The 11049-nt window shown below is 63.1% G+C and carries 13 protein-coding genes; 5 read left to right on the top strand and 8 right to left on the bottom strand.

Going from position 1 to position 11049, the window contains the following annotated elements:
• Positions 1 to 55 precede the first annotated feature (55 nt).
• Positions 56 to 370 carry a nucleotidyltransferase domain-containing protein gene (locus ACFQU0_RS20270; RefSeq protein WP_382203827.1) on the top strand — a complete coding sequence of 105 codons (315 nt, stop codon included), beginning with the start codon at positions 56 to 58 and terminating at the stop codon, positions 368 to 370.
• The gene (locus ACFQU0_RS20265; protein ID WP_382203825.1) at positions 363 to 770 is read left to right on the top strand and encodes a HEPN domain-containing protein; all 408 of its coding nucleotides are present in this window, start codon (positions 363 to 365) and stop codon (positions 768 to 770) included. Before ACFQU0_RS20270 ends, ACFQU0_RS20265 begins: the two co-directional genes overlap by 8 nt.
• Positions 771 to 859: 89 nt before the next feature.
• Here ACFQU0_RS20265 and ACFQU0_RS20260 read toward each other — a convergent pair whose 3' ends face one another.
• Positions 860 to 1366: a GNAT family N-acetyltransferase gene (locus tag ACFQU0_RS20260; protein ID WP_382203823.1), complete on the bottom strand. Its 507-nt coding sequence runs from the start codon at positions 1364 to 1366 to the stop codon at positions 860 to 862.
• A gap of 146 nt (positions 1367 to 1512) precedes the next feature.
• On the bottom strand, positions 1513 to 3903 hold the full coding sequence (gene ppsA / locus ACFQU0_RS20255; RefSeq protein ID WP_382203821.1) for a phosphoenolpyruvate synthase: 2391 nt from the start codon (positions 3901 to 3903) through the stop codon (positions 1513 to 1515).
• A gap of 454 nt (positions 3904 to 4357) precedes the next feature.
• Here ppsA and ppsR point away from each other — a divergent pair, with 454 nt between their 5' ends.
• The 3 genes from ppsR (at position 4358) to ACFQU0_RS20240 (ending at position 6335) form a co-directional block, all read left to right on the top strand.
• A complete protein-coding gene (gene ppsR, locus ACFQU0_RS20250) occupies positions 4358 to 5179 on the top strand; it encodes a posphoenolpyruvate synthetase regulatory kinase/phosphorylase PpsR (RefSeq protein ID WP_382203819.1) in 822 nt (273 codons plus the stop codon).
• Positions 5180 to 5186: 7 nt separating this feature from the next.
• The gene (locus tag ACFQU0_RS20245) at positions 5187 to 5777 is read left to right on the top strand and encodes a lysophospholipid acyltransferase family protein (RefSeq protein ID WP_382203818.1); all 591 of its coding nucleotides are present in this window, start codon (positions 5187 to 5189) and stop codon (positions 5775 to 5777) included.
• Positions 5778 to 6035: 258 nt separating this feature from the next.
• Positions 6036 to 6335 carry an RNA recognition motif domain-containing protein gene (locus tag ACFQU0_RS20240; RefSeq protein WP_382203816.1) on the top strand — a complete coding sequence of 100 codons (300 nt, stop codon included), beginning with the start codon at positions 6036 to 6038 and terminating at the stop codon, positions 6333 to 6335.
• A 113-nt stretch (positions 6336 to 6448) separates the two neighbouring features.
• Here ACFQU0_RS20240 and ACFQU0_RS20235 read toward each other — a convergent pair whose 3' ends face one another.
• The 6 genes from ACFQU0_RS20235 to ACFQU0_RS20210 are packed head-to-tail and all read right to left on the bottom strand — an operon-like array spanning position 6449 to position 11044.
• On the bottom strand, positions 6449 to 7354 hold the full coding sequence (locus tag ACFQU0_RS20235; protein ID WP_382203814.1) for an SDR family oxidoreductase: 906 nt from the start codon (positions 7352 to 7354) through the stop codon (positions 6449 to 6451).
• Positions 7351 to 7836, bottom strand: a complete 486-nt coding sequence (locus ACFQU0_RS20230) for a GNAT family N-acetyltransferase (protein ID WP_382203810.1) — start codon at positions 7834 to 7836, stop codon at positions 7351 to 7353. Before ACFQU0_RS20230 ends, ACFQU0_RS20235 begins: the two co-directional genes overlap by 4 nt.
• Positions 7833 to 8765 (bottom strand): glutathione S-transferase family protein, encoded by a 933-nt coding sequence (locus tag ACFQU0_RS20225; RefSeq protein ID WP_382203808.1) that lies wholly within the window; start codon positions 8763 to 8765, stop codon positions 7833 to 7835. Before ACFQU0_RS20225 ends, ACFQU0_RS20230 begins: the two co-directional genes overlap by 4 nt.
• A 22-nt stretch (positions 8766 to 8787) precedes the next feature.
• Positions 8788 to 9804, bottom strand: a complete 1017-nt coding sequence (locus tag ACFQU0_RS20220; protein ID WP_382203807.1) for an NADP-dependent oxidoreductase — start codon at positions 9802 to 9804, stop codon at positions 8788 to 8790.
• 23 nt (positions 9805 to 9827) lie between these two features.
• Entirely contained in the window at positions 9828 to 10253 is a 426-nt protein-coding gene (locus tag ACFQU0_RS20215) for a PaaI family thioesterase (protein WP_382203805.1), read from the bottom strand.
• A gap of 2 nt (positions 10254 to 10255) precedes the next feature.
• The gene (locus ACFQU0_RS20210; RefSeq protein WP_382203804.1) at positions 10256 to 11044 is read right to left on the bottom strand and encodes an SDR family oxidoreductase; all 789 of its coding nucleotides are present in this window, start codon (positions 11042 to 11044) and stop codon (positions 10256 to 10258) included.
• Positions 11045 to 11049 lie beyond the last annotated feature (5 nt).

Below are 11049 nucleotides of genomic sequence, written 5' to 3'. Positions count from 1 at the left end.
CTGGCCTCACCCGTTGTTGCCACCGTTGCACTCACACGCAGCAGAAGAAGCATCCATGCCATCGCCCAGTGTCGTCGACGAAGCCGTCCGAGTCTTGGCCCAGGCGGTCCCGCCTTCGGCCCAAATTTGGCTGTTCGGCTCGCAAGCGCGCGGGGATGCCAAGGAAGATTCCGACCTTGATTTTCTGGTCATCGAACAGGAAGTGACCAACAGGGCCTCTGAAATGGTTCGACTTCGGCGGGTTTTGCGCCCGCTGCGGATTGCGGCCGATGTGCTTGTCTACTCGCGTGATGAGGTGCAACGCTGGCGCAATGAGCCCGGCACCGCGCTTTACTGGGCTCTCAAAGAGGGACACGTGGTTCATGGCTGAACCTCCCCAATCGGTCGCCAGAATGCTGCTCACCGCAGCCCGTCAAGACCAGCTCGCGGCACAACTGTTGTCTTCCAACGCGGCCATCGGGGATGGGGTCGTCGGTTTTCACGCCCAACAAGCCGTCGAAAAAGCGCTGAAGGCTGTGCTCAGCGTGCACTTGATCGAGTTCAGGCGCACACACGACTTGCTGGTGTTGCTTGATCTGTTGCAAGACCACGGGATCACCCTCCCGCCCGAAGCCGATTGGCTGGACGAACTCAACCCGTATGCAGTGGAGGCACGTTACGGCGCGCTCGCTCCCTTCGGCTTGGACCGCCAACACACCATGTTGGCCATGGCCAGCACACTGACCTGGGCGGAACAGGTGCTGGCGGCCCAAGACGGCGCCATTGGTTAACGACGCCGTCGGCGGCAGATGCTCGCTCCCAAGTTAAGGGCGCTGAAGTTGGCAGGAAGGTGATGTGTACAAACTGGCCAACCGTTTGATCAGCCTTCCGGACTCACCAAGGGAAATACCAACCTGTCCACCTGGAGCGTGCCAACCTGCCAAGGGCTGTGATACCGAAATCCAAACCGCTCATACACGGAGCGCAGTTTCGGTCTCCCGCTGACGCAATCCAGACGAACGTCACGCAGGCCGTTTGCTCTGGCCAACTTGCATGCGAAAGCCAACAAGTGTTGCGCCATGTCCCGACCACGGGCGCGTGGATGTACCGCCACTTTGTGCAAAAAAACAGACCGTCCGTCCGTCACCTCAGGCCAGAACACGGGGTCGCACGTTTCATAGCGGAACACCCCGATGGGACGGCCTGCATCATGAGCCAGCCAGTAGCGCCCGGCCCTCACGTCCGTCTCGATGGCCTGCGCGCTCACACTGTTCACGTGCCACAGCATCTGACCTTTCTGGATCAGGTCTTGAGCGGCAGCCACCAAGATGCCTGCCACCACTTCTGTGTCTGCAGAACCGGCCTGTGTCACATCCAAAACACCCATCAAATCCCCCTGTTTTGATCATCTTACGCAACCGGCTCCGGGGACATGAGCGGAACACGTCGCCCTTCCACCATACCCCCACAGAAACGCGGCCATGAAAAAGGCCGCGCGAAGCGGCCTCTCTCAACAAGAACGGAACAAAAAACTCAACCCGCCAACAACTTCCAGGTATCGATCACCGAATCCGGGTTCAGGGAAATCGACGAGATGCCCTCATCGCGAAGCCACTGGGCGAAGTCGGGGTGGTCGCTGGGGCCTTGGCCGCAGATGCCCACGTATTTGCCTTCGGCCTTGCACGCACCGATGGCCATGGACAGCAATGCCTTGACGGCTGGGTCGCGCTCGTCGAAGTCGTGCGCCAGCAATTCCAGACCCGAATCGCGGTCCAGCCCCAGGGTGAGCTGGGTCAGGTCGTTGGAGCCGATGGAGAAACCGTCGAAGTAGGACAGGAACTGCTTGGCGAGCACAGCGTTGCTGGGGATCTCGCACATCATGATGAGCTTGAGGTCGTTCTCGCCCCGCTTGAGACCATGTTTGGACAGCAGGTTGACCACACGCTCGGCCTGGCCCAGGGTGCGCACAAAGGGCACCATCACCTGCACGTTGGTCAGGCCCATGTCTTCACGGACGCGCTTCAAGGCCTCGCACTCCATGGCAAAGGCCTCGCCGAAGTCTTCGCTGATGTAACGCGCCGCACCACGGAAGCCCAGCATGGGGTTTTCTTCCTCGGGCTCGTAGCGGCTACCGCCCACCAGCTTGCGGTACTCGTTGCTCTTGAAGTCCGACAGACGCACGATCACCGGCTTGGGCCAGAAGGCTGCGGCGATGGTGGCCACGCCTTCGGCCACCTTGTCCACATAAAAAGCGCGCGGCGAAGCGTGACCACGGGCCACCGACTCCACCGCCTTCTTCAGATCAGCGTCGATCTGTGGGTAGTCCAGGATGGCCTTGGGGTGCACGCCGATGTTGTTGTTGATGATGAACTCCAGGCGCGCCAGGCCCACGCCGCCATTGGGCAACTGGGCGAAGTCGAACGCCAGTTGGGGGTTGCCCACGTTCATCATGATCTTGACGTCGATCTCGGGCATGGTGCCGCGCTGGACTTCGGTCACTTCGGTTTCGAGCAAGCCGTCGTAAATGTGGCCGGTGTCGCCCTCGGCACAGCTCACCGTCACGAGCGTGCCATCCTTCAGGTGGTCGGTCGCGTCACCGCAGCCCACCACGGCCGGGATGCCCAGCTCACGCGCGATGATGGCCGCGTGGCAGGTGCGCCCGCCCCGGTTGGTGACGATGGCGCTGGCACGCTTCATCACCGGCTCCCAGTTGGGGTCTGTCATGTCGGTGACGAGCACGTCGCCCGGTTGCACCTTGTCCATCTCGCTGATGTTGTGCACCAGACGCACCGGGCCGGTGCCCACCTTTTGCCCGATGGCACGGCCGCTGGCCAACACACTGCCTTTGCCCTTGAGCTTGTAGCGGTACTCCACCTGGTTGCCGGCCTGGCTTTTCACGGTTTCGGGGCGGGCTTGCAGGATGTAGAGCTGGCCGTCGGTGCCGTCTTTGCCCCATTCAATGTCCATGGGACGGCCGTAGTGTTCTTCGATCACCAGCGCGTATTTCGCCAGTTGCTCCACCTCGGCGTTGGTCAGGCTGTAGCGGTTGCGCTGCTCGACCGGCACGTCCACGGTCTTGACCAGCTTGCCGCTCTGCGCCTTTTCTTCCGGTGTGCTGAACACCATCTCGATCAGCTTGCTGCCCAGGTTGCGGCGGATCACGGCCTGCTTGCCGGCCTTGAGCATGGGTTTGTGGACGTAGAACTCGTCGGGGTTGACGGCGCCCTGCACCACGGTTTCGCCCAACCCGTAGCTGGACGTGATGAACACGACCTCTTCAAAACCACTTTCGGTGTCGATCGTGAACATGACGCCGGCCGCGCCCAGGTCAGAGCGCACCATGCGCTGCACGCCGGCGCTCAGCGCCACCTCGGCGTGGGCAAAACCTTTGTGCACGCGGTAGCTGATGGCGCGATCGTTGTAGAGCGAGGCAAACACCTCCTTCATCTTGTGCAGCACGTCCTCGATGCCATGCACGTTGAGGAAGGTTTCCTGCTGGCCGGCAAAGCTGGCGTCGGGCAGGTCTTCGGCGGTGGCGGACGAACGCACCGCAAACGAAGCGTCCGCGTTGCCGGCGCTCAGACGGGCGAATTCGGCGCGGATGGCGGCTTCGAGGTCGGCCGGGAACGGTTGGGCCTCGACCATGGCGCGGATTTCGGCGCCCACTTTGGCCAGCTCGCGCACGTCTTCGGTGTCCAGCTTGTCGAGCTGGGCGTTGATGCGGTCGGCCAGGCCATTGAATTTCAGGAACTCACGGAAGGCATGTGCCGTGGTGGCAAAGCCGGTGGGTACCCGCACGCCCTGCGGCAGCTGCGAGATCATTTCGCCCAAGCTGGCGTTTTTGCCGCCAACGACCTCGACATCGGTCATTCTCAATTGCTCGAAGGGCACCACCAAGGCGGTTGCGCTGAAGCGTTCAGACATAAAAGACTCCACTCAAGTTAAAAAACCGGGGGTCTGTACCGCACCACACTTGCGTGTTGGCCTGTTGTGTTCTTGGAACCTGTTCGCGATTTACAAGGGGTCGCGCAAATGTCTTTTCGGGATAGGCTGCAAGGCGCAAAACGCAGCCGGGCTGATGCCCGGCAAGGCTTTGCAACGCCGCAGACCGCCCGAAAAGGCACTTGCCCTTCGGGTTGGAACGAAATCGGGCGATTTGCCCACCCAGCCCCTTGCGTGGGCATCAGCCCACGCTGCGAGGTCTGCGCGGCCAACTCATCCCGATTGCGTTCCAACGCGGCCCCTTATAAATCGCGAACAGGTTCCCAGGCGGGCGCCGCACACACCATCGCTGACGCGATAATCCGCTGATTGTAGGTGGGCGGCGGGTGACAGCCGGCCGCCGCGCCGCACAGAACCGCCCTCAGCAAACCGCCACATGCCCCATCGCACCGCCTTTTTCATCTCCGACGGGACCGGCATCACCGCCGAAACCTTTGGCAACGCCATCCTGGCGCAGTTCGAGGCCAAACACCGCCGGGTGCGCCTGCCCTTTGTGGACGACGCCGACAAGGCCCATCAGGCGGTGCGCCAGATCAACCACGTGGCCCAGGTGGAGGGCAAACGCCCATTGGTCTTCCTCACCGTGGTGAACATGGAGGTGCTGGAAGTGATCAAGACGCACTGCAACGGCATGATCATGGACATGTTCGGTACCTTTGTGGAACCGCTGGAAGCCGAGTTGGGCATCAAAAGCAACCACCGCGTGGGCCGCTTCTCGGACGCATCCAAAAGCCAGGCCTACCACGACCGGATCGAGGCCATCAACTACTCGCTGGCCCACGATGATGGTCAAAGCCACGCCGACCTGGAGGGCTCGGACGTCATCCTCGTGGGGGTGAGCCGCAGCGGCAAAACACCCACCAGCCTTTACCTGGCCATGCAATACGGGGTCAAGGCGTCCAACTACCCGCTGATTCCCGAAGACTTCGAGCGGCGCCAGCTGCCGCCGGCTCTGGTGCCGCACCGCAAAAAGCTGTTCGGTCTGACCATCGACCCCATGCGGCTGAGCGAAATCCGCAACGAGCGCCGGCCGAACTCGCGTTATGCCAGCCTGGAAAACTGCCGCCACGAGGTGAACGAGGCCGAGAGCATGATGCGCCGCGCCGGGGTGCGCTGGTTGTCCACCACCACCAAATCCATCGAAGAAATCGCGACCACCATCCTGCAGGAGGTGAGGCCCGAGCGACTGGAATACTGAGTCGCCCATGCACCGCACCATTTTCACGACGCCGGTCGTCAACACATTCCTGCGTGTCTTTTCAGTGGCGTTCTTGCGCCTGAGCGGTTGGCGGATCGAGGGAGCCTTGCCAACCCATGCCACCAAAGCGGTGCTGATCGCCGCGCCCCACACCAGCAACTGGGACCTGCCCTACACCCTGATGGTGGCGTTTGCACTGCGCCTGAACATTTACTGGATGGGCAAACAAAGCATCTTCAAGCCGCCGTTTCGTGGGATGATGCGCTGGCTGGGTGGCATCCCGGTCAACCGTGAGCAGTCCACCAACCTGGTGGCCGCATCCGTGGCCGCCATCCAGGCGGCCGATGGGCCGCTGCAACTCATCGTCCCCCCAGAAGGCACGCGGAGCAAAACCCGCTACTGGAAAACCGGCTTCTATCACATCGCTGTGGGCGCCCAGGTACCTATCGTGATGGCCTACATGGACTACCACGACAAGCGCAGTGGCCTGGGTCCGGTGTTCGAGCCCACAGGCGATGTGCAAGCCGATTTGGCGGCCATCAAAGCGTTTTATGCGCCGTTCAAGGGCAAAAACGCCACCCAGTTTGAGGCAGACTGAGGCCGTTTCGGGATGCTCCGCATCGAATATAAATTCGAATAATAAAAACCAAGACAAATATTTCAAACTGAAATATAATATGCACTTGCTGAGGCCTCAAACCCCAGCTTCAGGGCCAGCAGCCGTTGGACGAACTGGCCCTGTCATGTGCCCAACCCGAATGGTGGGGCACATTCTCAGCGTGGTCTTGAATGACACCACGCCTCTCTCAGTGCCGCCACACACATCCGGCGGCACACTCTCACTGAAAGGCTCATCATGAGCAGCAAACTGTACGTGGGCAACCTGCCCTACACCATCGACGACCAAGCCCTGCGCCACAACTTCTCTGCCTATGGCAGCGTGGGCTCGGCCACCGTGATGATGGACCGCGACTCCGGTCGCTCCAAGGGTTTCGGCTTTGTCGAAATGGGTTCCGCCGAAGAAGCCCAGGCAGCGATTGCCGGCCTGAACGGCATGTCCGTCGGTGGCCGCTCCATCGTTGTCAACGTGTCGCGCCCCAAAGAGTCGAACACCGGTGGCGGCTACCGCGACCGCGAACCGCGCCGCTCTTACTGAGTGGCCTGACAGGCCGCTGCAGCCCCGCGCTGCAGCCCCGCGCTGCAGGCAAGGCCCGTCACTTCAAGAGCCGCCTTCTGGGCGGCTTTTTGCTGGGCACACAGAAACCCGGTTCAAGCCGCGCGCAACGCGGCCTTCAGCTTCACACCCACATCCGGCCGTTCGGCGAAGGGGTCGGTGGGATTGCGTGCTTGCAACACGTCTTCCATTCGGGTTTGCACGTTGCCCAGCGCATGGGGGTGGCTGAAGATGTAGAACTGGTCGGCCTCCAGCGCGGCAAACACTTTTTGCGCCACCTGCGCGGCCGTGACCTTGCCACTGCTGACCGCCTTGCCCGTCATGGCCTGGTTGACCAGTTGACTGGCGGTGGGCTTTTCGTCGGCCATGTCCTGCGGGCGGTTGCGGTCGCTCTGGTGGATGCCGGTGGCCACAAAATACGGGCACAACACACTGGCGCCGATCTGGTCGGTGACCAGGCGCAAGTCTTGGTAGAGCGTTTCGCTCAGTGCCACCACCGCGTGTTTGCTCACGTTGTACACGCCCATGTTGGGCGGGGTGAGCAGGCCAGCCATGCTGGCGGTGTTGACGATGTGGCCGCGCCAGGCGGGGTCGGCCTTGGCGGCGGCCAACATCATGGGCGTGAACAAGCGCACCCCGTGGATGACACCCCAGAGGTTGACGCCGAGCACCCATTCCCAGTCTTTGACCGAGTTTTCCCAGATCAAGCCGCCCGAGCCCACACCCGCGTTGTTGAACACCAAGTGCGGTGCGCCAAACCGTGCCAGCACCGCCTCGGCCAGCGCCGCCATGTGTTCGGCGCTGGACACGTCCACCCGCTGCGCCAGCACCTGGGCGCCGGTGGCTTCCAACTCGGCCTGCGCAGCGTCGAGCGCATCCTGCTGCACATCCAGCAGCACCAGGTGCATGCCTCGGCTGGCAGCGATGCGCGCCACCTCCAGGCCAAAACCGGACCCCGCGCCGGTGATGACCGCCGTCCTGCCCTTGAATTCCGTGATCATGTGTGCTCCTCTCTGGTGGGTGGTCGCAGCATCTCGATGTGCGGGATGCCGTCTTCGATGTAAGGCTCGCCCTCGCGGACAAAACCGTGTTGTTCGTAAAACGCCTGCAGCCGCGCTTGTGCGCCAATGCGTATGGGCTGCGGGCCCCAGTGTGCTTGCACGGCACGCACCGCCTCGCGCATGAGCACGTGGCCCAGCCCGCCGGCGCGGGCCTGGGGTGCGGTGATCACGCGGCCAATGCTCGCTTCGGCGTACTTCACGCCCGGGCCAAAACAGCGCGCGTAGGCCACCAGCTCGCCCTGAGCTTCGACCGCGTCGGCCGCCTTGCACATGAGGTGCATGGCCTGTGCGTCGCTGTTGTCCATGTCCAGAAACACACAGTTCTGCTCCACCACAAACACCTCGCTGCGCAAACGCAATACCGCGTACAGCTCGGCAACGGTCAGCGCGTCAAAGGCCTGGAAACGCCACACCAAGCTCATGCTACGGCGCGCATCACATACCCCGCGCGCAGGAAATGCACGTGCACCGTGCCGGCACGTTCGTCCACACGGCGCAGCGTGAGCTGTGTGCGGGTGGCAGCCACCAGTTCGCCTTCGGTCACCTCAAGGCCAAAACTTTCGGCCGCGATGCCGATACGGCTGCCCAGGTCGATGCCATGGTCGTTCTGGAAATGGTCGTCCGGGTGGACGGCTGGGGTGCTGGCCTTGGCCACCGCGATGGCGTCGGTGGCGCTCATTTTTTCGGACACACCATGTCCCAGCGCCGCCATGCGGTCCATCCAGTCCAGCACCACCGGGGTGGCCTGGAAGATGTCAGCCACAGCGGGCGTGCGATGTCGTGTGAACCACAGCGGGTGGTAGACGGCGAAGTCGGCCACGCAGGGCGCGTCGCCCAACAGAAAATCGTTCTGCTCCAGCATGTGAGCGATGCGGCGCAGGTAGCTCTTGTAGGCGCCGGTGGCGTCGGCCGGGCGCAGGCGGGTCATGCCTTGCGACATGGCCCCCCGGTCGGCCGCAAAGGCCTTGAGCGCTTCGGGCGGTGCGCCCTCCCACATGCTGGCAGCACCCTTGGGCTGCAGGCTGTAGGCCATGGCGGCCCAGAACAAGGTGCTGTCGGCCCATTGCGCCACGATGCGCGCCACGCCTTTTTCCGCCGCCGGGTACAGCGAGGGCAAAGGCTGGCGGTGTTCCAGCACGTCGCAAATGAGCGCGGTGTCGCAGTAGATGTCGGCACCGATCTGCAGGAAAGGCGTGCGCCGGTAACCGCCGGTGAGCGCCAGCACATCGGGCTTGGGCATCACCATGGGGATGTGCACCGACTTCCATGCCAGCTTCTTGGCGCCCAGGATGAGGCGCACTTTTTCGGAGAACGGCGAGGCCGGGTAGTGGTGCAGGATCAGGTCGGACATGGCGCGTCTCCTTCGATGGCGTTCAGATCAGCTTGACGAGTTGCTTGCCGAAGTTCTTGCCCTTGAGCAGGCCCAGGAAAGCCTCCGGCGCGCTCTCGATGCCCAGGGCCACGCTCTCGCGCGGGCGCAGCTTGCCCGTGCCCACCAGCGTGCCCAGCTCTTTCAATGCTTCCGGCCACACCTCCATGTGCTCGCTCACGATGAAGCCTTGCACCTTCATGCGGTTGACCAGAATCAGCGCCGGGTTCTGCAGCGGCAGCGGTGCACCGTCGTAGCCGGCGATCATGCCGCAGACGGCAATGCGCGCAAAGGCGTTGGCGCGCAGCAGCACAGCGTCAAGGATGTGGCCGCCGACGTTCTCGAAGTAGCCGTCGATGCCGTTCGGGCAGGCGGCCTTGAGCGCCTGGCTCATGCTTTTGAGGTCGGGGTGGGCGCGGTGATCGATGGCGGCGTCAAAACCCAGCTCATCGGTGAGGTACTTGCATTTGTCGGGGCCACCGGCAATGCCCACCACGCGGCAGCCGCGCGCCTTGGCCAAGGCGCCAAACGCGCTGCCCACCGCGCCACTGGCGGCGCTCACCACCACGGTTTCACCGGCTTTGGGCTCGATGATCTTGACCAGGCCGTACCACGCCGTCACGCCGGGCATGCCCACCGCACCGAGGTAGTGGCTCAGCGGCACATGGGTGGTGTCCACCTTGCGCAGCGCGCCGGGCTCAGCCGCGTTGACCACGCTGTACTGCTGCCAGCCGCCCATGCCCACCACCAGGTCACCCGGCTGGTACTTGGGGTGGCGCGATTCGACCACTTCACCGGCCGTGCCACCGATCATCACCTCGCCCAGGGGCTGCGACGCGGCGTAGCTTTTGCTGTCGTTCATGCGGCCGCGCATGTAGGGGTCCAGGCTCAGGAAGTGGTGGCGCACCAGCACCTGGCCGTCCTGCAGCGCGGGGGTGTCGGTGGTGACGGCTTTGAAGTTGCCAACAGTGGCTTCGCCCACAGGGCGGTTGTCGAGCAGGATCTGGGTATTCTGGGTCATGGTGGTCCTCGGTGGAAAAGGGCTCAGTCGGTCGGCACTTGCGAAACGGGCGCTGCGTGGGCGCCCCAGCCGGGCACGTACTTGAAGGTGCCGGTGGCGTGGCTGCAGGCCACACCCTCGGCGTCGAATATGGTGGCCTCGGTGAAGGCCATGCTTTTGGTGCGGTGGATCAGGCGGCCTTCGGCCCGCAGCGGCGCCTTGGCAGCACGCATGAAACTGGTTTTCATCTCGATGGTAATGGCACCCAAACCGTCAGTGGCGCTGCGCGCCGCCGCCGCCATGGTCACGTCGTGAAGTGTCATCAACACGCCGCCATGCACCACCGCAAACGCATTGAGATGCTCAGGCTTGGGTGCCAGCGTGATCTCGGAGCGGCCATTGTCGAACACCTGCAGTTCGCAGCCCAACATTTCAATGAACGGAATGCTGGTGCCAAAGGGAATCGGCATGCTCAGCCCCCAATCAGAGCCGACATACCGCCATCCACCGCCATGTGCTGGCCAGTGATGTGTTTGCCAGCATCGCTGGCAAACAGCAACGTCAGGCCCTTGAGGCCTTCATCGTCGCCCAGGCGGCCCAGCGGCGTGCCTTCTACCAGCTTCGGCCCAATCACTTCAAGCAAGCCATTGGCCATCTTGCTTGGGAAAAAGCCCGGGCAAATGGTGTTGACGCGGATGCCGTAGCGACCCCATTCGCCGGCTAGGGCACGTGTGAAATTGAGCACAGCGCCCTTGGACGTGTTGTACGCGATGGTCTGCATTTCCACCGGGTTGCCGCCCAGGCCTGCGATGCTGGCGAGGTTGATGATGCTGCCACTTTTTCGCCCGATCATGCTGCGTTTGCCCACGGCCTGGCTCAGCAGGAAATAGCCCCGGATGTTGAGGTTCATCACCTTGTCCCAGGCCTCGACCGGGTGGTCTTCGGCGGGCGCCCCCCAGGAGGCGCCGGCGTTGTTGACCAGGATGTCGATGTCGCCCATGCGCTCCAGCGTCTCATCGGTGAGGCGCTGGATGTCGGCCTCCTTGGCGCAGTCGGCGGCAATCCAGCGGGCGTCGATGCCCTGGTCCTGCAGCGTGGCAACGGCCTGCTCCAGGTCGGCCGCCTTGCGCGAGGTCAGCATGATGCGAGCGCCGGCCTCGCCCAGAGCCTGGGCCATTTGCAGGCCAAGGCCGCGCGAGCCGCCGGTCACCAGCGCGGTCTTGCCGGTCAGATCGAACAGTTGTTGAACCGTGCGTGTCATGTCAT

This window comes from Hydrogenophaga defluvii, assembly GCF_042665235.1.
In the GTDB taxonomy this organism is placed as follows: domain Bacteria; phylum Pseudomonadota; class Gammaproteobacteria; order Burkholderiales; family Burkholderiaceae_C; genus Hydrogenophaga; species Hydrogenophaga defluvii_A.
The sequence above is the reverse complement of the archived record's forward strand: the minus strand, read 5'-3'. Positions and strand labels throughout refer to the sequence as shown.